The sequence below is a fragment of the Sulfitobacter sp. 1A15106 genome (genome assembly GCF_043556995.1).
GTDB classification, from domain to species: Bacteria; Pseudomonadota; Alphaproteobacteria; order Rhodobacterales; family Rhodobacteraceae; genus Sulfitobacter; species Sulfitobacter faviae.
Genome location: NZ_JBIFFM010000001.1, coordinates 153,958 through 175,421 on the forward strand (window position 1 = coordinate 153,958; position 21,464 = coordinate 175,421).

A 21,464-nucleotide genomic window follows, 5' to 3' on the forward strand; every position below is an offset into this window, starting at 1 on the left:
TGAATTTAAAATGCGGGGGAAATCTTTACCCGTTGATAATGCTTTGGCGGCAATGTGCTGACACAACGATAAACGAGAGGAACCGCTCATGTTCAGAAACGATGATACTTCGGTACTGCGCCGAGAGATTGACCGGTTCAAACTGCCGATGTTCATTGCGGAATTGAACGCCGACAGCGGGCATTTCGAACTTTTGGCCCTCAACACCGCCCATGAGGCGCATAGCGGCATGGTGATGAGTGAGGTGATAAACCGCCCCCTGCACAGCTTCATGCCCCATGAAGAGGCTGAGGCGGTCAATGAACGCTATGCGCGCTGCGTCTCGAACGCGGGGCAAATCCGCTATCGCGAGATGCTGCATATGCCGCGCGGGCCGCTGATTTGGGACACCACGTTGCATCATGTGCAATCCTACCGCGGTCTTGACCGGGTGGTGGGCAGCGCCATCGTTGTGGAGCGGGTGCAGCGGGACAACCGCGATACCCTCGCTTTTGAAGATGTCCGCTATTTCGCGGCGACATCCTCGTTCAAACTCGAACAAATCTCGACGGTGCTGGATGCCGCCGAAAAGGGGCTGATCGATCCGGCGAAGCTTACCGGGTCGGCGGGGATGCTGGCCGGGCTCTGCCGCGCCATCGACAGCACCATGCAAGAGCTACGCTCGATCGCGCAGGAACGTCTGGATGCCGAGGCCAATCCGACCGTGCATCTGATCGACATGGAGGACGCCAGCGCCAGTGAAGGGGACGAAATCGAAGCAGCCATCGCGGCGCTTGTGGATATGGCCGACAACCTACCGACACCGCCGGGCCGCAAGGTAAGCGAGGCCGCACCGCTCGCCCGGTCCGTTTTCCGACAGTAACTGGTTGCGCCCCACCCGGACGGCAGCACCCTCACCCCGGCTCCGACCCAGCCACGCCATCTGGACAATCCGTAACCCTTTGGCGCAAATGCCGCCATGGACCTACATGCAACCTACCCCGCCCTTTCGGACCTTCGCAGCCGCGCGCAGTCGCGCCTGCCTAAATTCGTTTGGGAATACCTTGATTCCGCCACCGGGACGGAGGCCACCAAACACCGCAACCGCGCGGCCCTAGACCGCGTCGGGTTGATGCCCTCGGTGTTGCACGGCGAATTCACACCTGACCTCAGCGTTGATCTGATGGGGCAAAAGCTCCCCCTGCCCTTCGGCATGTCCCCCTTGGGCATGTCCGGCCTGATCTGGCCCGATGCCGAAGCCCATCTTGCCCGCGCGGCGGGTCGCGCCGGCATCCCCTTCGGCCTGTCCACCGTGGCCGCGACCTGCCCGGAAGATGTAGCGCCCCATCTTGGCGCGCATGGTTGGTTCCAGCTCTACCCCCCGCGCGACCCGGAAATTCGGACCGATATGCTGGCGCGGGCCAAGGCTGCGGGTTTCACGACTTTGGTCCTGACCGTCGACGTGCCGGTCGCCTCGCGCCGTGAGCGGCAGACCCGTTCTGGCCTGACCAGCCCGCCCAAACTGACCCCACGGCTGCTGGCGCAGGTCGCGATGCGCCCCGCTTGGGCCATGGGGATGGCCCGTCGGGGTCTGCCGCATATGAAAATGCTCGACAAATACACCGAAGGCACGGCCACCGCGAACCTGCCGCCGACCGCGCATGTGGGCTATCTGCTGCGCACCGCGCCCGATTGGGACTATTTGCATTGGCTGCGCGATCACTGGGAAGGGCCGCTGGTGATCAAAGGCGTGCTGCGCCCCGAAGACGCCACGAAGATGGAAAAGGCCGGGGCCGATGCGATCTGGGTCTCGAACCACGCAGGCCGCCAGTTCGACGCGGCCCCCGCCAGCGCCGAGGCGCTGCCCGCCATTCGTGCCGCCACGAAACTGCCGGTGATCTTTGACAGCGGCGTGGAATCGGGCCTCGACATTCTACGTGCCTTCGCGCTCGGCGCGGATTTCGTCATGCTGGGCCGGGCCTTCCACTTTGCCCTCGCCGCCCTTGGGCCGCGCGGGGTCGATCACCTGATCGATGTGCTTGCCCGCGACCTGACCGCCAATATGGGACAGCTGGGCGCGCGGAACCTGCGCGACCTCCCTCCCCCCTTTGATCTGTCGCCGCTCTGATCGGAAAGCTTGCAGAAATGTGACAAAGACGGCCACAGCCCTCTTGCGCTGCACCGCAGCATCCCTAAGCTGCCTTTAGAACCAGCAGGGGAGACCAGCCAGTGACCGATTTTAAAAAGATCCTGATCGCGAACCGTGGTGAGATCGCGATCCGCATCATGCGCGCCGCCAATGAGATGGGCAAGAAAACGGTCGCGGTCTACGCCGAAGAGGACAAGCTGGGCCTGCACCGTTTCAAAGCGGATGAGGCCTATCGCATCGGTGAGGGCCTCGGCCCCGTTGCGGCCTATCTCAGCATTGACGAGATGATCCGCGTGGCCAAGGCGGCGGGTGCCGATGCCATCCATCCGGGCTATGGCCTGCTGTCGGAAAACCCCGAGTTCGTGGACGCCTGCGAGAAGAACGGCATCACCTTCATCGGCCCGCGGGCCGAGACGATGCGCGCCTTGGGAGACAAAGCCTCTGCCCGCCGCGTCGCGATGGCGGCGGGCGTGCCCGTCATCCCCGCCACCGAAGTGCTGGGCGAAAACATGGACGCGATCCGCGCCGAGGCGGCCGAGGTCGGCTACCCCCTGATGCTCAAAGCCTCTTGGGGCGGCGGCGGGCGCGGGATGCGGCCGATCATGTCCGAAAAGGAACTGGAAGAAAAAGTCCGCGAAGGGCGCCGCGAGGCCGAAGCCGCTTTCGGCAATGGCGAGGGCTATCTGGAAAAGATGATCCTGCGCGCCCGCCATGTCGAAGTGCAGATCCTCGGCGACAAACAGGGCGACATTTACCATCTGTACGAACGCGACTGCTCGGTCCAGCGCCGCAACCAAAAGGTCGTCGAACGCGCCCCCGCCCCCTATCTGAGCGAGGAGCAACGCGCCGAAATTTGCGAATTGGGCCGCAAAATCTGCGCCCATGTGAACTATGAATGCGCGGGCACCGTCGAATTCCTGATGGATATGGAAACCGGCAATTTCTACTTCATCGAGGTGAACCCCCGCGTGCAGGTCGAACATACCGTCACCGAAGAAGTCACCGGCATCGACATCGTCCGCGCCCAGATCCTCATTGCCGAAGGCAAACCGCTGGCCGAAGCGACGGGCAAGGCGCGGCAGGAGGACATCACCCTCACCGGCCACGCCCTGCAGACCCGCGTCACCACCGAAGACCCGCAGAACAATTTCATCCCCGACTATGGCCGCATCACCGCCTACCGCTCGGCCACCGGCATGGGCATCCGGCTCGACGGCGGCACGGCCTATGCGGGCGGGGTCATCACGCGCTATTACGACAGCCTGCTGACCAAGGTCACCGCCAAGGCGCCGACGCCCGAGATGGCCATCGCCCGGATGGACCGCGCCCTGCGCGAGTTCCGGGTGCGCGGGGTCAGCACCAACATCGCCTTCGTCGAGAATCTGCTGAAACATCCAACGTTTCTGAGCAACGAATACACCACCAAATTCATCGACGAGACGCCCGAGCTGTTCCAGTTCGAGCAACGCCGCGACCGTGCGACCAAGGTGCTGACCTATATCGCCGACATCACCGTAAACGGCCATCCAGAGACCAAGGGCCACGCCCTGCCCGCCGCCCATGTCCGTGACCCGAAGCCGCCCGCGCTGCGCGGCGAGCCGCAGATGGGCACGCGTAACCTCTTGGAACAAAAGGGCCCCGAGGCCGTGGCCGAGTGGATGGGCCAACAGCGGCAACTGCTCATCACCGACACCACCATGCGCGATGCGCATCAGTCGCTCTTGGCCACGCGGATGCGCAGCCTTGATATGATCAAGGTGGCCCCCGCCTATGCCGCCAATCTGCCGCAGCTCTTCTCGGTCGAATGCTGGGGCGGGGCGACTTTCGATGTGGCCTATCGCTTCTTGCAGGAATGCCCGTGGCAACGCTTGCGCGACCTGCGCGCGGCCCTGCCCAATGTGATGACCCAGATGCTGCTGCGCGCCTCCAACGGGGTGGGCTATACCAATTACCCCGACAACGTGGTGCAGAAATTCGTGGCCACGGCGGCCAATACCGGCGTCGACGTGTTCCGCGTGTTCGACAGTCTCAACTGGGTCGAAAACATGCGCGTGGCGATGGATGCGGTCGTAGAATCCGGCAAGATTTGCGAGGGCACGATCTGCTACACGGGCGACATCTTTGACCCGGACCGGGCGAAATACGACCTTCAGTATTACGTCAATATGGGCAAGGAACTGAAAGCCGCCGGCGCGCATGTGTTGGGGCTGAAAGACATGGCAGGCCTGTTGAAACCCGCTCAGGCCCGCGCGCTCGTCAAGGCGTTGAAATCCGAGGTTGGTCTGCCGATCCATTTCCACACCCATGACACGGCGGGCAGTGCCACGGCCACCATCCTCGCCGCCTCTGAGGCGGGCGTCGATGCGGTCGACTGCGCGATGGATGCGCTTTCGGGCAACACCTCTCAGGCGACGCTCGGCACTGTGGTTTCGGCCCTGCAACATACCGACCGCGACACCGGGATCGACATGAAGGCCGTGCGCGAAATCTCTGATTATTGGGAAGAAGTGCGTGGCCATTACGCCGCCTTCGAGACCGGGATGCAGGCGCCCTCCTCCGAGGTTTACTTGCACGAGATGCCCGGCGGCCAGTTCACCAATCTCAAGGCGCAGGCCGCCTCTATGGGGCTGGAAGACCGCTGGCCCGAGGTGGCGCGCACCTATGCGGACGTGAACCAGATGTTCGGCGATATCGTGAAGGTCACGCCCTCTTCCAAAGTGGTGGGCGACATGGCGTTGATGATGGTCTCCCAAGGGCTGACCCGGGCGCAGGTCGAAGACCCGAATGTCGATGTCTCCTTCCCCGACAGCGTGATCGACATGATGCGCGGCAACCTCGGCCAGCCGCCCAATGGCTTCCCGGCGGGCATCGTCAAGAAGGTGCTGAAAGGCGAGACGCCGAACACCGAACGCCCCGGCAAACATCTGGCACCTGTCGATCTAGAAGCCGTGCGCAAAGAGCTTTCCGAGCAGTTGGACGGCCTGCAGATCGACGACGAAGACCTCTGCGGCTATCTGATGTATCCCAAGGTGTTCCTCGACTACATGGGCCGCCACCGCGTCTATGGCCCGGTGCGCACCCTGCCCACGCATACCTTCTTCTATGGCATGGAACCGGGGGCAGAGATCTCGGCCGAGATCGATCCCGGCAAAACCTTGGAAATCCGTCTTCAGGCTGAATCTGAGGCCGGAGAGGATGGCGAGGTGAAGGTCTTCTTTGAACTCAACGGCCAGCCGCGGGTGATCCGCGTGGCGAACCGGCTGGTCAAGGATGCCACCGTGCAGCGCCCCAAGGCCGAGGCAGGCAATCCCGACCACATCGGCGCGCCAATGCCGGGGGTCGTGGCCTCCGTCGGGGTGAAGGCGGGCCAGCCGGTCAAGGCGGGCGACCTGATCTTGACCATCGAGGCGATGAAGATGGAGACGGGCCTTCACGCGGAACGCGATGCGGTGGTAAAGGCCGTGCATGTGCAGGCCGGTGGCCAGATCGATGCGAAAGACCTGCTTGTCGAGTTAGAGTAAATCACCCTCGGGCGCGGCCCCTTGCCGCGCCCCCACAAGGAGCAAGCCGATGCACCTCTCTGCGATAACCCTGATCGTGCCCGACTATGACGCCGGCATCGCCTTTTACTGCGGCGTCATGGGGTTCGAACTGACCGAGGACGTCGATCAGGGCCGCAAACGCTGGGTCCGCGTCACCCCGCCGGGCGGTGAGACGGGGTTTGTTCTGGCCCGGGCGGACGGAGAGGCGCAGCGCGCCGCCATCGGCAATCAGGGCGCGGGGCGTGTTTGGCTGTTCTTGAAGGTCGAGGATTTCGCGGCGGAGTTTGACCGCATGACCGCTGCGGGCGTGACCTTTGAAGAAGAAGCGCGTCATGAGCCCTATGGCAAAGTGGCCGTTTTTCGCGATCCTTTCGGAAACCGCTGGGATTTGCTGGGCGATTGACCCCTCCCGCGGCTCCGCGCCGCATTGCCATTGCCCGGCCCATCGCTATTTTGGCTTTTGACTGAGCCTGAGCGATCCCATGCCCTACGAATGGACAACCCCGCCCCGCGCCACTCCGCAGCAGATGCGCCTTTGGCCGCATCAATCCCTGCCCGCGCGCGGTTTTGCGGCCTTTATGCTTGCCACCTTTACGCTGGCTATGATTCCGCTTTTCGCCATGCTCGGCACCGCCCTGCTCTGGGGGCTACTGCCCTTCGTGCTTCTGGCCTTGGGGACGGTCTATTGGGCCTTGCAACACAATCACCGCGCCCGCCAGATCGAAGAGGTGCTGACCCTCGACGACACCACGGCGCGGCTGGTGCACACCACCGCCAAGGGCGAGGTCAAGGATTGGGACTGTAACCGCTACTGGACCCAAGTGAAGAAATACGACGATGACGGCCCCGTGCCGCATTACGTCACCCTACGCGGCGAGGGCCGCGAGGTTGAGATCGGCGCCTTTCTCAGCGAAGAAGAGCGCATCGCGCTCTACGACGATCTGGCGCGTCATCTGCAAAACTGAAAAGGGCCAGACACTAAAAAGGGTCAGACCTTGCGGCCCAGCCCTCTGTTTTTCAACTCAAGCGCGGCTCAGCTCAGGCGGTCTTTAATGACCGGGCCCACTGAGCCGAAATCCATCTGGCCGGTATACCGCTCTTTCAACAGCCCCATGACCTTGCCCATGTCGCGGATCGAGGTCGCACCGACATCGGCCACGGCCTTATCCACGGCGGCGGCGGTTTCGGTGACGCTGAGCTGCCTTGGCAGGAATTCTTCGATCACCTCGACCTCTTCGCGCTCGCGCTCCGCAAGGTCCAGCCGTCCGCCCTCTTCATAGGCGCGCGCCGATTCCTGACGCTGTTTGGCCATTTTGCTGAGGATGCCCAGCACCTCGGCATCCGACACGCCCTCATCCTTGCCGTTGGCCCGGGCGGCGATGTCCTTGTCCTTGATCGCGGCATTGATCAGCCGCAGCGTCGAAAGCCGGTCCGCCGCCTTGTCTTTCATGGCCTGTTTCAAAGCATCCGAGATGCGCATCCGCAATGACATGGTGGTTTCCTGTGTTTCGCTAAATCCAAGGGTCGCAGCTTAGCGGCTCTCTGGCTGCGGAGCAATGGGGGGCGACCACAGGTAAACCCCTGTTCTGAAACGATATCTCATTTCCCTCCGCCTATTGACCCCGCGCCCGCGCGGGATTAGGTTGCCACCCGTTTACCCGCCCCTTTCTGCCCGGAGACTGCCCCATGTCCGCGCCCGCTCGCCCACGCCCAACCGCCTGCCTTGCCCTTGCGGATGGATCGATTTTCTACGGCATGGGGTTTGGCGCGACCGGCCAGACCGTGGCGGAGTTGTGCTTCAACACCGCGATGACCGGCTACCAAGAGATCATGACCGACCCGTCCTATGCGGGCCAGATCGTGACCTTCACCTTCCCGCATATCGGCAATGTCGGCACCAACCCCGAAGATGATGAGACCGGCGATCCGGTCGCCGCGGGCATGGTCGTCAAATGGATGCCCACTACGCCCAGCAGCTGGCGCAACATTCAGCCGCTGTCGGATTGGCTGGCATCGCGCGGCCGCATCGCCATCGGCGGTGTCGACACCCGCCGCCTGACCCGCGCAATTCGCCAGCAAGGTGCGCCGCACGCCGCCCTCGCCCACGACCCGGGTGGCAACTTCGACATCGAAGCGCTGGTCGCCGCCGCGCGCGATTTTGCCGGGCTCGAAGGGATGGATCTGGCCAAGGACGTGACCTGCGCCCAGACCTATCGCTGGAATGAGATGCGGTGGGCATGGCCCGACGGCTACGCGCCACAGACCGAAGCCAAGCACAAGGTCGTCGCCGTGGACTATGGCGCGAAACGCAACATCCTGCGCTGCCTCGCCTCTGCGGGCTGCGATGTGACCGTTCTGCCCGCCACCGCGACCTATGAGGACATCATGGCCCATGAGCCCGATGGCGTCTTCCTCTCCAACGGTCCCGGCGATCCGGCGGCGACGGGCGCCTATGCCGTGCCGATGATCCGCGAGGTTCTGGACAAAACCGATCTGCCGGTCTTTGGCATTTGCCTTGGCCACCAGATGCTTGCGCTAGCGCTTGGGGCGACCACCGTTAAGATGAGCCACGGCCATCACGGCGCCAACCACCCGGTCAAGGATTACGACACCGGCAAGGTCGAGATTACCTCGATGAACCACGGTTTCGCTGTCGACGGGCAATCCCTGCCCGAGGGCGTGCGCGAGACGCATGTCTCGCTCTTTGACGGGTCGAACTGTGGCATCCGCGTCGATGGCCGCCCGATCTGGTCGGTCCAGCACCACCCCGAAGCCAGCCCCGGCCCGCAAGACAGCTACTACCTGTTCGAACGGTTTAGCGAGGCGATGGCTGAGCGCGGCGCGTAAAATTCTCTACATGCACTGATTGCACAGGCGACTTTTAACTCTCGATTAACGGTCGCCTGCCAGTCTCATTCCGGAACCTCGACGGGGCACGGAATGAGCAACCTTCGCCTGAAACTCTCAGCGCCGCGGATGGCCACCGCGCCCGCCCGCCGGATGCGGTTGGGCCAACATCTGATCGCCGCAGGGGTCATTGGCCCGCGCGATCTGCTGCACGGGCTTGACCTACAGCGCCGCATCGACGCCCCTCTGGGGGAAGTTCTGGCCACCGAAGGCTTGGTCGCCCCCGATGACATCGTCAAAGCGCTTGCCCGGCAGTATGGCGCCCAACCTGTCGACTTGACCCGCAGCCCCTGCGATCAACGTCTTGCGGCTCGGATACCAGCGCGTCTCTCTCTCCAATACGGTGCCGTGCCATGGCTGGAACTTGGGGACCGGCTTTTCGTGGCCAGCGGTCGCCCCGCGGAATTTCCTCAACTTTGCAAAGCTTTGGGGGAGCGGGGGAAAACCTTGGTGTTGGTCGTCGCCGACCCCCGGCAGGTGCAGACCCAGATCGGCAGGCTCTATGCCGCGGAACTCGCGGAACATGCCGTCACCCGCGTCGCGGATGCAGAAAGCTGTCGGAACTGGGGCGTGCGCAGCTGGAAACGACGGTTTGCGCTGCGAGCTGTTTTGCTGTCCGTCTTTGCGCTACTGGTGCTTTTCCCCTCCACCCTCCTTACAATCGCTCTCCTCTGTGGCGCGCTCACACTGCTGCTAACCAGCGGGCTCAAAGCCGCGGCCCTTTGGGCCTCTCTCACCCGGCCCAAGCCCCCACGGTCGCCGCCAAATGCCGCAGAGATTAAGGGATTTCGCCTGCCCCGTGTCTCGGTCCTCGTGCCCTTGCTGCATGAGGAAGAGATCGCGCAGGCGCTGATCGCGCGGCTTTCGCGGCTCACCTACCCAAAATCGCTGCTGGAGGTGGTTCTGGTCCTCGAAGCGAGCGATAAGCTCACACGTGCGACCATCGCACGCACGCCCTTGCCGCCATGGATCAGCGTGATCGAAGTGCCCGATGCCGGCGCGCTCAAGACCAAGCCCCGCGCGTTGAACTACGCGCTCGATTTCTGCCGCGGCAGCATCATCGGCGTTTGGGATGCGGAGGATGCGCCGGAGCCCGACCAGATCGAACAGATTGTCACCCGCTTTCACAATGCGCCCGAAAATACTGCTTGTTTGCAGGGGGTTCTGGATTTCTACAACAGCCGCGGCAATTGGATGGCCCGCTGTTTTTCGATCGAATATGCGACATGGTGGCGGGTGATCCTACCGGGCGTGGCCCGGCTAGGGCTGGTCGTCCCGCTGGGCGGCACCACGCTGTTTTTCCGGCGCGACATCCTCGAAAGGATCGGCGCTTGGGACGCCCATAACGTGACCGAGGATGCCGATCTCGGCCTCCGGCTGGCGCGGCGCGGCTATGTGACCGAACTGATGCGCACCACCACCTATGAAGAGGCCAATTGCCGCCCCTGGCGTTGGGTGCGGCAAAGATCCCGTTGGCTGAAGGGCTATCTCATCACTTGGGCGGTCCATATGCAAAGCCCACGCGCCCTGCTGAAAGACCTCGGCCCCCTGCGGTTCATCGGCGTGCAGGCGATCTTTCTCGCCACGGTTTCGCAATTCGCCCTCGCGCCACTTCTCTGGTCGCTGTGGCTGAGTTTTTTCGGGCTGTATCACCCGGTCACGGACTGCCTTGCGCCACCCGTCCTGACGGCGATCTTCGCGCTGTTCATTATGGCGGAATTGCTGAACTTCTGCGCCGCCACCATCGCGGTCTCAAACCGGGGTCAACGGCATCTGCTGCCTTGGGTCATCACCTGCCCCCTCTACTTCGCATTTGGCGCCTTGGCCGCTGCCAAAGCGCTGATTGAGCTCTATCGCAGCCCACATTTCTGGGACAAAACCGCCCATGGGCATACTCTGCCGCGCTATGTAAAACCCCGCAAAAGGCTCAAAAATCATCCTCGCGCCGGGCCGCTTCCTGCTTCAAACGCGTCATGAAGGCGACAGAGATATGCGTGCGCAGCGCCTCATCCGCGCCATCCTCATCACGGGCTTCGATCATCTCCACGATGCGGTTATGTTCGGCCTGCGCAATCTCCCCCCGCCCCTCCACCGCGAGCGATGAGGTCGCCATCAGGGCCATAGAGCGGTGCACGAGGTCAAGCTGCTGCACCAAATAGCGGTTGTGCGACGCCAGATGGATTTGCTTGTGAAACCGTTTGTTCGCCCGTGCCAGCGCATTGGGATTGCCCGCCAGCGCATTGTCGGCATCCACCATCTCACGCAGCACGCGCACCTCTTCGGCGGTGGCATGGCGCGCGGCCAGACGCGCGGCCAGCCCCTCCAGCTCGCCCCGGACGACGTAAAGCTCGGCCATCTGGTTGTGATCCAGCGAGGCCACGATCAGGCTACGCCCGTCACGCATCAGCAAGGATTGCGTCTCAAGCCGTTGTAATGCCTCACGGATCGGCGTTCGCGAGACGCCGAAACGCTCGGCCAATTCGCTCTCCACCAAGCGGTCACCAGGGCGATAGGTGCCAATGTCGATGGCCTCCAGAATCATCGAATAGGCGTCGGTCGGGCCGGTCTTGGGGTCGGGCATCAGCTATCAGTCCTTGAAAGTTGCGCCACCTTACTCACCGCGACCATTTGCGCAACCCGGCAGGGCTTGCGCGGCTGCGCGTCTCGGCCTACCTCTGCGCCATGCCGCGCGATGCTTTTTCTCATGTCACCACCTGGGTCTTCGACCTCGACCAAACGCTTTACCCGCCCGAGGCGCGGCTTTTCGACCTGATCGAAGCGCGTATGGTCGATTGGGTGATGCGCGCGATCAAGGTCGACCGCGCCGAGGCCAACCACCTGCGCCAGCATTATTGGCAGACCTATGGCACCACGCTGGCCGGCTTGATGCGCGAACACGGCGTCGACCCCGGCCCCTACCTGACAGAGGTGCATGACATCCCGATGGACCGGCTCACCCCCGACCCGCTGCTCGCTCAGGCCATTCGCGTGCTGCCGGGCCGGCGGATCGTCTACACCAATGGCTGCGCGCCCTACGCCGAACGGGTACTTGAGGCCCGCGGCCTTTCGGGGCTTTTCGACGCGGTCTATGGTGTCGAACACGCTGATTTCCTGCCCAAACCCGAAGCCGCCGCCTATGACAAGGTCTTTGGCATCGACGGGTTCCAGACCGCATCCGCCGCCATGTTCGAGGATGATCCGCGCAACCTCGCCGCGCCCCACGCTCTGGGGATGCGCACGGTGCATGTGGCCCCGGAACGTGGCGAAGGCGATCACATCCACTACCATACGCAAGATCTTTGCGAATTCTTAACACGGGTGGCGGGCTGATGACCTTCGATTGCGATATCCTGATTTCCGGCGGCGGCATCGCCGGGTTGACCGCGGCGGCGGCCTTTGGCGCGGCGGGCTTCGATGTGATCTGCGTCGACCCCACCCCGCCGGTCACCGATGGCGCCGCCAAGGGGGCCGACATGCGCTCCACCGCGCTGCTGCAACCGGCGCGGCGCCTGCTGGAGGACGCCGGTCTTTGGGACCGTCTTGCCCCCCATGCCGCCGCCCTGCAAATCATGCGGATCGTCGATGCGGGCGGCGAAGACCCGACGCCGCGGGTGACCCGCGAGTTCGACGCCGCCGATATCTCTGACGCGCCCTTCGGCTGGAACTTTCCCAATTGGCTGCTGCGGCGCGAAATCCTGACCCGGCTGAACGAATTGCCCAAGGTCGATTTCCGCCCCGGCACCGGCACCACCACGCTTTTCACCCGCCAAAGCGAAGCGCGTGTCGGGCTGAGCGATGGCAGCCGGATCAGAACCCGGCTCGTGATCGCCGCCGACGGACGCAACAGCCCGATGCGCGAGGCCGCGGGGATCGAGGTTACCACCCGCCGCTACGGGCAGAAGGCACTGGCCTTCTGCGTGACCCACCCGATCCCCCATGAGAATGTCTCGACCGAGGTACACCGCTCGGGCGGGCCCTTCACCCTCGTGCCCCTGCCAGATCGTGATGGCATGCCCTGTTCCGCCGTGGTCTGGATGGACGATGGGCCCGCAACCCAAGCCCGCGCCACGCTCGACCCCACCGCTTTTGAGGCCGAAGCAACCGCCCGGTCGGCCAATCTCTTCGGCCCGCTCACCCTCGCCAGCCCCCGCGCACTCTGGCCCATCATCAGCCAAAAGGCCAAACGCCTTTCTGCCGAAAGGCTGGCTCTCGTGGCGGAAGCCGCCCATGTGCTGCCCCCCATCGGCGCGCAGGGGTTGAACATGTCGCTGACCGATATGGCGACCCTGCTGGAGCTCGCCCGCGCCGCGCCAGAACGCCTCGGCGATGCCGAGACGCTTGAGGCCTATCACAAGGCCCGCCACCCCGATATCGCGCTCAGGGTCCGGGGCATCGACCTGTTGAACCGCGCCAGCCAAGCCAGCAGCCCGCTTGCCCGAGACGCGCGGGCGGCAGGGCTCAACGCCCTCTACACCCTGCCCCCGGTGCGCAAGATGTTGATGCAAATGGGGCTGGGCCTGCGCCGCTGAACCGCGGCGCAGAAGGTCTTACAGAACCTCGTCCAACACCGCCGTCAGCCGCGCCACGGTCGCGTCGACATCATAAAGCTTGTCCAATCCGAACAGTCCCAGACGGAAGGTGCGGAAATCATCCGGCTCCCCCACCTGCAACGGCACCCCGGCGGCGATCTGCATGCCATGGGCGGCGAAAGCCTTGCCATTTTGCACATCGGGATCGGCGGTATAGCACACGACCACCCCCGGCGCGGCGAACCCCTCTGCGGCGACCGATGTCACGCCGCGGTCGGCCAAGGCCTGACGCACCGCTTCGCCCAAACGCCACTGCGCCTCTTTCAACCGGTCGAACCCATAGTCCCGCGTCTCTTTCACCGTATCACGGAAAGCGCGCAGCGCGTCCGTCGGCATGGTGGCGTGATAGGCATGACCGCCCGCCTCATAGGCCTTCATGATGTCGCGCCATTTGCGCAGATCGATGGCGAAACTGTCCGACGTGGTCTCATTCAGCCGCGCCTCGGCCCGCGCCGACATCATCACCAAACCAGCCGAGGGCGAGGCACTCCACCCCTTCTGCGGGGCCGATATCAGCACATCGACCCCAAGCGCCTTCATATCCACCCAGACACAGCCCGAGGCGATGCAATCCAGCACCATCAGCGCGCCCACCTCATGGGCCGCCGTGGCCATTTCCTTGATATAGTCATCCGGCAGGATCATGCCCGAACTGGTCTCCACATGCGGGGCGAACACCACCTGCGGCTTCTGCGCGCGGATCGCGGCGGTGACCTCGTCGATCGGGGCGGGCGCAAAGGGCGCGGGGCTGGCATTGCCCTGAATCCGCGCCTTCATCACCTCGGCGCTATTGGTCAGATCGGCACTCTCGATGATCTGGCTCCAGCGGTAAGAGAACCAGCCGTTGCGCACCACCAGCACATCCTGCCCCCGCGCGAACTGCCGCGCCACGGCCTCCATCGCATAGGTGCCGCCACCGGGCACCAGCGCCACGGCATCGGCGTTATAGACCTCACCCAGCCAGGTCGAGAGGTCGCGCATGACCTGCTGAAACTCCGCCGACATGTGGTTGAGCGACCGGTCGGCAAAGACCACGCTGAATTCATCAAGCCCCGAAGGGTCTACCGTGTCGAGCAATGCCATTGTTCTTCCTCCATCATTCGAAGCAAAGGCATATGGCCCGCCACGGCAAAAGGCAAATGCGGCTAAAGCGGCCCCGGCAGGCGCTCTTCGCTCAACAGCACATTCGCCTCCACCTCCCCCGCGCCGGGCAGGGTCATGATCCGCCGCCTAAGCACACGCTCGAAATCCGGCAGGTCTCGCGCCACGACCCGCAGACGATAGTCAAACAGCCCCAAAACATGCTCCACCGTCTGCACCTCGGGAATGGCCGAGACCGCCCGCTCGAAATCCTCCAAACTGACCCGCCCGCGCGTGGCCAGCTTGATGCCCAGAAACACCGTAACGCCAAAGCCCAAAGCCTCGGCATTCAAGCGCAACCGCCGCCCGGCAATCGCGCCGCCCTCCTCCAGCCGTTTGATCCGCCGCCATGTCGCAGGCTGCGACAGGCCCAAACGGCGCCCCAAGGCACTGGCACTTTGATTGGCGTCCCGCGCCAGCGCCCGCAGCAAGGCACGGTCAATGTCATCAAGCTCGATCACAGCGGCAGCCCCTCCTGCGTCTTGATCCGCGCCACATGCATCAGCGCCTCGATCTCAGCGATATGCGGCAGGGTCAGGATGCGACTGCGGTAAATCTGCTGATAATGTCCCATGTCCCGCGCAATGATCGACAGCCGCAGATCGACCCGCCCCAAAAAGGTCTGCAACTCGATCACCTCAGGCACCTGTCGCGCCTCTGCCATGAAAACATCAAAAGCATTCGCCTGCGTCTTGTCCAAGGTCACCCGCAAGGACACCTCCAAAGCATAGCCAAGCGCCGCCCAATCAATCACCACCCCGCTGCCCTGCACGATCCCCTGATCTTGCAGCCGCGCAATCCGCCGCGCCGCCTTGCCGGAGGTGATATTGCACCGCTCCGCCAATTCCCCGGGGCTGAGACTCGGCTCCGCCTGCCAATAGCGCAGAATACGACGATCCAGATCATCAAGCATGATTTTTCCGTTTTAGAGCGATACCACGAATAACTATCTTCATCCTTTCACAAATACCTCTGCGATGACAATGGCTACTGGGCGCGACTTCGCTATGGTGAGACCCAGAACGAGACAAACCAAAGGACAAGATCATGCGCGTTTACTACGACCGCGACTGCGACGTGAACCTCATCAAGGACAAGAAGGTGGCGATCCTCGGCTACGGCTCCCAAGGCCACGCTCACGCGCTGAACCTGCGCGACTCGGGTGCCAAGAACCTCGTCGTCGCCCTGCGCGAAGGCTCCGCGTCCGCCGCCAAGGCAGAGGGCGAAGGCCTCAAGGTCATGGGCATCGCCGAAGCCGCCGCTTGGGCCGACCTGATCATGTTCACCATGCCCGATGAACTTCAGGCCGAAACTTACAAGAAATACGTGCATGACAACATTCGCGAGGGTGCTGCCATCGCCTTCGCCCACGGTCTGAACGTGCACTTCGGCCTGATCGAGCCGAAAGAAGGCGTCGACGTGATCATGATGGCCCCCAAGGGCCCCGGCCACACCGTGCGCGGCGAATACACCAAAGGCGGCGGCGTGCCCTGCCTCGTGGCCGTCGACAAAGACGCCTCCGGCAAGGCGCTTGAAATTGGCCTTAGCTATTGCTCCGCCATCGGTGGCGGCCGGTCGGGCATCATCGAGACCAACTTCCGCGAGGAATGCGAGACCGACCTCTTCGGCGAACAGGCCGTGCTCTGCGGTGGTCTGGTCGAACTGATCCGCATGGGCTTCGAGACACTGGTCGAGGCGGGCTACGCCCCCGAGATGGCCTATTTCGAATGCCTGCACGAGGTGAAGCTGATCGTGGACCTGATCTACGAAGGCGGCATCGCCAACATGAACTACTCGATCTCGAACACCGCGGAATACGGCGAATATGTCTCCGGCCCCCGCATTCTGCCCTACGACGAGACCAAGAAGCGCATGAAAGACGTGCTGACCGACATCCAGAACGGCAAATTCGTGCGTGACTTCATGCAGGAAAACGCTGTGGGCCAGCCTTCGTTCAAAGCGACCCGTCGCATCAACGACGAGCACCGCATCGAACAGGTCGGCGAGAAGCTGCGTGAGATGATGCCGTGGATTTCCGCAGGCAAGATGGTGGACAAGGCCAAGAACTGAGCCAAATCTCCCCAAAGATAAGACGACATCGACCCCGGCCTCGCGCCGGGGTCTTTGCCTTTACGCCGGAGCCCCGATGAACACCACGCCTCAAATCACGCTGACAAGCTGGCTGCTGATCGCCCTTTTGGGGTTTGTTTGGGGGGGCACCTTTCTTTTTACCGAAGTGGCGCTCACCGGGATCACGCCCTTCTGGCTCGCCGCCTCGCGGATCGGGTTGGCGGCGGTGGTGATGCTGGCGCTCTGGGCCCTGCGGGGGTTCGCGCTTTTCACCGCGCGCCCCTCGGCCTCCGACATCCTCGTGCTGGTGACGATCGGCATCATCAGCTCGGCCCTGCCCTTTTCGCTGCTGGCATGGGGGCAGCAATATGTGACCTCGGGCTTTGCCGGGGTGACCATGGCTTCTGTCGCACTGATCGTCCTACCCATGGCCCATTTCCTGCTGCCGGGAGAGCGCATGACCCCGTGCAAAGTCGGCGGCTTCGTCATCGGTTTTGTCGGTGTCGTCGTGTTGATCGGCGGGCAAGCCTTTGAAAGCACTGGCGCTGCGATGGAAACGGCGGGGCGGATGGCCTGCGTCGCCGCGGCCTCTTGCTATGCGGTCAGCTCGATCCTCATGCGCCGGCTGCCTTCTGTGGATCCGATTGGGCTGGGGACGGTGCTGATGCTGATCGGCGCCGCGGTGATGCTGCCCGCAGCCTTCCTCAGCGAGGGTCCGCCGCCCCTGCCCACGCCCAAGATACTGGCCGTGCTGGCCTTTCTCGGCCTCATCCCCACCGCAGGCGCGGCGTTTTTGCGGGTCTATGTGGTGCGCACCGCGGGGCCGGTCTTCATGTCACTGGTGAACTACCAAGTGCCGGTCTGGTCGGTCCTTCTGGGTGCGCTGGTCCTGTCAGAGCCGCTGCCAATGTCGCTGCTTTACGCGATGGCGCTGATCCTTGCGGGGGTCGGGCTCAGCCAATACGGCGCGCTGAAACGGTTGTTCCAGCGCGGGTAGAACAGCTTAGCTGCCCACCGCCGTATTCACCGCTTCGACCACGCTATCGACCGCACGCTCCATCAGTGCCGCGTCCTCATGTTCGGCCATGACGCGCACCAAGGGTTCCGTGCCCGATTTGCGGATCAACAGCCGCCCACCCTGCGCCAGATCGGCTTCGGCCTGCGCGATGGCGGCTTTGACCTGCGCGTCTTCCAGCGGGGTCTGCCCGGCGGAGAAGCGCACATTTTTCAGCAGCTGCGGCACCGGGTCGAATTGGTAAAGCAACTCCGAGGCAGGCTTGCCCGAGCGTACCATCTCGGCCAGAAACTGCATCCCAGCCATCAGCCCGTCGCCCGTGGTCGCATAGTCGGTCATCACGATATGGCCCGACTGCTCCCCCCCGAGGTTAAAGCCCCCTTCGCGCATCCGCTCCACCACATAGCGGTCGCCGACTCCGGTCCGCTCCAGCCGCACACCACGGTCGTTCAGGAAACGCTCCAGCCCCAGATTGCTCATCACCGTGGCGACAAGCGCCTTGCCCGCAAGACGCTCCTCCTCGGCCCAACGCGCGGCCATCAGCGCCATGAACTGATCGCCGTCGCCGATGCGGCCATTCTGATCAATTAGGATCACCCGGTCAGCGTCGCCGTCAAGGCAGATGCCCACGTCGGCGCCATTGGCCACCACAGCCTCAGCCGCCGATTGCGGCTGGGTGGAACCGCAGCCATCGTTGATGTTGAACCCGTTCGGGTCCACGCCCACGGGGATCACATTCGCGCCCAATTCCCACAGCGCCATCGGCGCCACATGGTAGGCCGCGCCATGGGCGCAGTCGATCACCACCTTGAGCCCATCGAGACGCATCTGCCGCGGGAAGGAGGATTTGACCCGTTCGATATAGCGAAATCGGCTGTCGTCGATCCGCTTGGCCCGGCCAATCTGATCCGGTGCCGATGGCTCGACCCCTTCGGCAACCAGCGCTTCGATTTCCTGCTCGACCTGATCGGAGAGTTTGAACCCATCCGGGCCGAAGAACTTGATGCCATTGTCGCTGGCCGGGTTGTGACTGGCCGAGATCATCACCCCCAGATCGGCCCGCATGGAGCGCGTCAAAAGCCCCACCGCCGGTGTCGGCACCGGCCCCAGCAGCAACACGTTCATGCCGGTGCTGGTGAGGCCCGCAGTCAGCGCGTTCTCGAACATATAGCCCGACAGCCGCGTGTCTTTGCCGATAACCACACGGTGCACGCCGCGTTTCTCACGCCGGAAATAGCGCCCGACGGCGGCACCGATGCGCAGCGCCATGTCGGCGGACATGGGGTGAATATTGGCGGTGCCGCGCACGCCGTCTGTACCAAAGAGCTTTGTCATATCTCTTTTCCTGCCAATGCCGAACGATAAAGTAAAATGGATTGAATGGTTTGCGCCACATCGTGGACGCGCAAGACTTGGACCCCGTGGTTCAGTGCCGCCAGGGCCACCGCGATAGAGCCGGGCGCGCGATCTTCCCCCGCCGCGCCGCCGCCGATCGTGCCGATGAAACGTTTACGCGACGCGCCGAGCAAGATCGGCACCCCGAGGCTGTGGAACAGGCTCAGCCGCGCAAGCAGCGCGAGGTTGTGTTCCAGCGTCTTGCCAAAGCCGATGCCCGGATCGGCGATGATATTTGCGCGCGGGATGCCCTGTGCCTCAAGCGCCGCGATGCGTTCGGCCAGATAGTCATAGACGTCGAGCAGCACGTCCTCATAGCGCGGGTCGCGCTGCATCGTGGCCGGGTCGCCTTGGGCGTGCATCACACAGACCGGCAGCCCCTGCGCCGCGCAGAAGGGCGCAAGCGCCGGGTCGAAGGTCAGCCCCGCCACGTCATTGACCAGATCCGCCCCCGCCGCCACGGCGGCATCGGCCACAGCAGCTTTGCGGGTGTCGATGCTGATCGCCCCCTCCCCGGCCGCCCGCAGCCCTTCGATCACCGGTCGAACACGCGCAATTTCTTCCTCCTCTGGCACCGTCTCCGCGCCCGGGCGGGTGGATTCCCCGCCGATGTCGAGCATATCGACCCCTGCCGCCCGCATCGCCACCCCCGCGGCGACCGCGACCTGCGGGTCGGCATGGCGGCCCCCGTCTGAGAAACTGTCAGGCGTGGCATTGAGGATGCCCATCACGCGGGGGCGGTCGAAACTCAACCCCGCGATGGCTGGGCGCGGCGCGGTGAGGGCATCGCGCGCGGCGGAGGGGAGCGCATCTGCCGGGATCACGCGCGGCGTCTGCCCCCGCGACAGGACTTCAACATGGGTGAACCAGCCCCAACCGCTCGCGAGGGTTAGCGCGCCTTCGGGCCGTGCGGGGCCGATCTGAACCAAGGGGCGATGGTACTCGGTCATCAAACGATCTCCGCGCTGTCGACGTCAATCAGGCGCATAGGCAGCGCCGTGCCCTCGGGCCGCTCCGCGCCAATCAGCACCAATTCGCAGGCCGATGAACTCTCGGCGAACCAAGCGGCCAAGGCGGGTGCCGCGCCTGGCGGGGCGGCGGGGCCGTCCACTGCGTCGAGCACGATCCGCGCAGGCGCCCAGATGCTGATCTGGCCGTTCTTCATCGCCCAATCCAACTCCGTCCGGCTGCCGACCACCGCGCCGCGCGGATCGCGGGTTGAAAGCATCCAAGCGTTCTGTTCGATCGACAAGAGGTCAATGTGGCGCTGCGCTTTCTCATCCACGGCCTGTGGCACGGCAATGTCCGGGGGGCCAACGCAGAGGATCACCGGCTCCGCCGCCGCTTCCAATTGATCCAGCCATTTTGGCAAACGCGTCGAGGTAATCGCCGCATTGGAGAGATAGACCACCCGCGGCTGCGGGGCCTCTTGGGCCGCATCCTGCGCTGCCGCCTCCTCCCGCGCGCGCACGATCTCGACCCCAAGCGCACCGGGGCCGCGGTCGAGCTTTTCGATCCGCACGAAAACCCGCATCGCTTGCGGCTCGATCAGGATACGGTCGGCCACCCGTTCGGCCAGCGTTTCCAAAAGGTTGAGCCGTTCGGCGGCAAGCTCGGCGGCGATGGCTTCGGTCACGCGGTCGTAAGACAGGATACGGTCGACATCGTCGTCCACCATACCCGTCAGGGGGGCCACCTCGACCACCACGTTGAAACAGACCCGCTGGGTCACGTCCCGCTCGGCCTGAAAGGCACCGATCTCAACCTCGACGATATGATCGCGCAGGGAGATACGATCACGCGGCTCGGGGCCGGCCATCGTCTCTGCCCGCTTGGAAGGGTGGGCAAAAGCAAGTCGAATTTCGTCGTCGGACATCGGCAGCGCCTATCGGATCAGGGTAATGGCCCCACCGGGGGCGCTTCGATGCACATTTAGCAGGCCCACCGGCGGCAGACCAGCACCCGAAGGCACATCCCGCCCCTCAGTTCGAGGCAGTCTTCCAAGTGTGGCGATAGAAGAGGTGCTGCCCGATCCGCGCGGTCTTGGTATAGACCCGCGCCCAATTGGGGTTCACGGCAGTGGTGTGATAGTGGGTCGCACCATTGGTGAGCTTCGGCGCGCTGCCGTCGATGATCGCACGCGCGACTTTCGAGACACGGGCAAAGGCACGCGGCTCATTGATGACCTCTTTGTGGCCGTCGCAGGTGTAGGTGAACTGGCACTGATACTTGCGCCCCGTCCCTTGATTGATCACGCCACAGAGCGTGCCGGGGAAACGGGCGGATTTCACCCGGTTCATGATCACTTCGGCCACGGCGAACTGGCCTTTGACCGTCTCACCGCGCGCCTCGAAGTAGAGCGCTTCGGCAAGGCACTGCAACTCAGCGTTGCCTTCGGCCTTGGGCTGGCTGTCGATCCAAGCCGTGGAGAATTTCACATCTGTCTCGCTGGCCGACACGGGCTGTGCGACCATCTCCTGAAGCCGCGCCGCACCGGCGGACTTCAGACCTTGAATTTCAATCTGCGCAAGATCGCTTGCGCTTTCAGAGCTGGCTTGAACCGCCAGAGGGCTGCTGCACAGCGCCACGGAAAGAGCAAAAGAGATCGACCGGATAAAACGCATTATGCGCCTCGCATCATTGTTAGGGCTGCGGGGCGGATAGCCAAAAGGTTCCCG

At 63.7% G+C, this 21,464-nt stretch carries 20 protein-coding genes; 11 read left to right on the forward strand and 9 right to left on the reverse strand.

Translation table 11 applies throughout. The annotated features are described in order from the left end of the window. Positions 1 to 88 precede the first annotated feature (88 nt). The 5 genes from ACGYKA_RS00750 (at position 89) to ACGYKA_RS00770 (ending at position 6,635) form a co-directional block, all read left to right on the forward strand. Positions 89 to 862 carry a hypothetical protein gene (locus ACGYKA_RS00750; RefSeq protein WP_394410160.1) on the forward strand — a complete coding sequence of 258 codons (774 nt, stop codon included), beginning with the start codon at positions 89 to 91 and terminating at the stop codon, positions 860 to 862. Positions 863 to 958: 96 nt separating this feature from the next. Then, entirely contained in the window at positions 959 to 2,107 is a 1,149-nt protein-coding gene (locus tag ACGYKA_RS00755; RefSeq protein WP_394410157.1) for an alpha-hydroxy acid oxidase, read from the forward strand. Between the two features lie 101 nt (positions 2,108 to 2,208). Then, positions 2,209 to 5,649 (forward strand): pyruvate carboxylase, encoded by a 3,441-nt coding sequence (locus ACGYKA_RS00760; protein ID WP_394410154.1) that lies wholly within the window; start codon positions 2,209 to 2,211, stop codon positions 5,647 to 5,649. A 49-nt stretch (positions 5,650 to 5,698) separates the two neighbouring features. Beyond that, positions 5,699 to 6,073 (forward strand): VOC family protein, encoded by a 375-nt coding sequence (locus tag ACGYKA_RS00765; protein WP_394437682.1) that lies wholly within the window; start codon positions 5,699 to 5,701, stop codon positions 6,071 to 6,073. A gap of 79 nt (positions 6,074 to 6,152) precedes the next feature. Further along, positions 6,153 to 6,635: a DUF2244 domain-containing protein gene (locus ACGYKA_RS00770; protein ID WP_394410149.1), complete on the forward strand. Its 483-nt coding sequence runs from the start codon at positions 6,153 to 6,155 to the stop codon at positions 6,633 to 6,635. A 68-nt stretch (positions 6,636 to 6,703) separates the two neighbouring features. On the opposite strand, the gene ACGYKA_RS00775 is transcribed toward ACGYKA_RS00770, so the two are convergent. Next, positions 6,704 to 7,162 carry a GatB/YqeY domain-containing protein gene (locus ACGYKA_RS00775; protein ID WP_271687755.1) on the reverse strand — a complete coding sequence of 153 codons (459 nt, stop codon included), beginning with the start codon at positions 7,160 to 7,162 and terminating at the stop codon, positions 6,704 to 6,706. 194 nt (positions 7,163 to 7,356) lie between these two features. On the opposite strand from ACGYKA_RS00775, the gene carA reads away from it, so the two are divergent. Then, positions 7,357 to 8,517: a glutamine-hydrolyzing carbamoyl-phosphate synthase small subunit gene (gene carA / locus ACGYKA_RS00780; protein ID WP_394437686.1), complete on the forward strand. Its 1,161-nt coding sequence runs from the start codon at positions 7,357 to 7,359 to the stop codon at positions 8,515 to 8,517. A gap of 93 nt (positions 8,518 to 8,610) precedes the next feature. Continuing rightward, the gene (locus ACGYKA_RS00785; protein WP_394437688.1) at positions 8,611 to 10,554 is read left to right on the forward strand and encodes a glycosyltransferase family 2 protein; all 1,944 of its coding nucleotides are present in this window, start codon (positions 8,611 to 8,613) and stop codon (positions 10,552 to 10,554) included. On the opposite strand, the gene ACGYKA_RS00790 is transcribed toward ACGYKA_RS00785, so the two are convergent. Continuing rightward, complete coding sequence (locus ACGYKA_RS00790) at positions 10,505 to 11,158, reverse strand: GntR family transcriptional regulator (RefSeq protein WP_209217897.1); 654 nt, start codon at positions 11,156 to 11,158, stop codon at positions 10,505 to 10,507. The two genes, ACGYKA_RS00785 and ACGYKA_RS00790, sit on opposite strands and share 50 nt — an antisense overlap. A 101-nt stretch (positions 11,159 to 11,259) precedes the next feature. Between ACGYKA_RS00790 and ACGYKA_RS00795 the strand changes: the two genes are divergently transcribed. Next, positions 11,260 to 11,907: a pyrimidine 5'-nucleotidase gene (locus ACGYKA_RS00795; protein ID WP_209218181.1), complete on the forward strand. Its 648-nt coding sequence runs from the start codon at positions 11,260 to 11,262 to the stop codon at positions 11,905 to 11,907. Continuing rightward, a complete protein-coding gene (locus ACGYKA_RS00800) occupies positions 11,907 to 13,106 on the forward strand; it encodes a UbiH/UbiF family hydroxylase (protein ID WP_394410143.1) in 1,200 nt (399 codons plus the stop codon). The genes ACGYKA_RS00795 and ACGYKA_RS00800 overlap by 1 nt, the downstream gene beginning before the upstream one ends. A gap of 18 nt (positions 13,107 to 13,124) precedes the next feature. Here ACGYKA_RS00800 and ACGYKA_RS00805 read toward each other — a convergent pair whose 3' ends face one another. From ACGYKA_RS00805 to ACGYKA_RS00815, 3 genes are all read right to left on the reverse strand, one after another. Beyond that, a complete protein-coding gene (locus ACGYKA_RS00805) occupies positions 13,125 to 14,249 on the reverse strand; it encodes an aminotransferase class V-fold PLP-dependent enzyme (protein ID WP_394410140.1) in 1,125 nt (374 codons plus the stop codon). 62 nt (positions 14,250 to 14,311) lie between these two features. Further along, positions 14,312 to 14,767: an Lrp/AsnC family transcriptional regulator gene (locus ACGYKA_RS00810; RefSeq protein WP_067262685.1), complete on the reverse strand. Its 456-nt coding sequence runs from the start codon at positions 14,765 to 14,767 to the stop codon at positions 14,312 to 14,314. Further along, complete coding sequence (locus ACGYKA_RS00815) at positions 14,764 to 15,219, reverse strand: Lrp/AsnC family transcriptional regulator (RefSeq protein WP_168611969.1); 456 nt, start codon at positions 15,217 to 15,219, stop codon at positions 14,764 to 14,766. Before ACGYKA_RS00815 ends, ACGYKA_RS00810 begins: the two co-directional genes overlap by 4 nt. Before the next feature lie 134 nt (positions 15,220 to 15,353). On the opposite strand from ACGYKA_RS00815, the gene ilvC reads away from it, so the two are divergent. Next, entirely contained in the window at positions 15,354 to 16,376 is a 1,023-nt protein-coding gene (gene ilvC, locus ACGYKA_RS00820; RefSeq protein WP_168611968.1) for a ketol-acid reductoisomerase, read from the forward strand. Positions 16,377 to 16,452: 76 nt separating this feature from the next. Beyond that, on the forward strand, positions 16,453 to 17,373 hold the full coding sequence (locus ACGYKA_RS00825) for a DMT family transporter (protein WP_271687766.1): 921 nt from the start codon (positions 16,453 to 16,455) through the stop codon (positions 17,371 to 17,373). 6 nt (positions 17,374 to 17,379) lie between these two features. On the opposite strand, the gene glmM is transcribed toward ACGYKA_RS00825, so the two are convergent. The 4 genes from glmM to ACGYKA_RS00845 all read right to left on the reverse strand — a co-directional run bounded on the left by glmM (position 17,380) and on the right by ACGYKA_RS00845 (position 21,410). Beyond that, positions 17,380 to 18,726: a phosphoglucosamine mutase gene (gene glmM, locus ACGYKA_RS00830; RefSeq protein ID WP_271687767.1), complete on the reverse strand. Its 1,347-nt coding sequence runs from the start codon at positions 18,724 to 18,726 to the stop codon at positions 17,380 to 17,382. After that, positions 18,723 to 19,736, reverse strand: coding sequence for a dihydropteroate synthase (gene folP / locus ACGYKA_RS00835; RefSeq protein WP_394417260.1), 1,014 nt, complete (start codon positions 19,734 to 19,736; stop codon positions 18,723 to 18,725). The genes glmM and folP overlap by 4 nt, the downstream gene beginning before the upstream one ends. Then, a complete protein-coding gene (locus tag ACGYKA_RS00840; protein ID WP_394410131.1) occupies positions 19,736 to 20,662 on the reverse strand; it encodes a dihydroneopterin aldolase in 927 nt (308 codons plus the stop codon). Before ACGYKA_RS00840 ends, folP begins: the two co-directional genes overlap by 1 nt. 106 nt (positions 20,663 to 20,768) lie before the next feature. Then, the gene (locus ACGYKA_RS00845) at positions 20,769 to 21,410 is read right to left on the reverse strand and encodes a cell wall hydrolase (protein WP_271687770.1); all 642 of its coding nucleotides are present in this window, start codon (positions 21,408 to 21,410) and stop codon (positions 20,769 to 20,771) included. Positions 21,411 to 21,464: the final 54 nt, after the last annotated feature.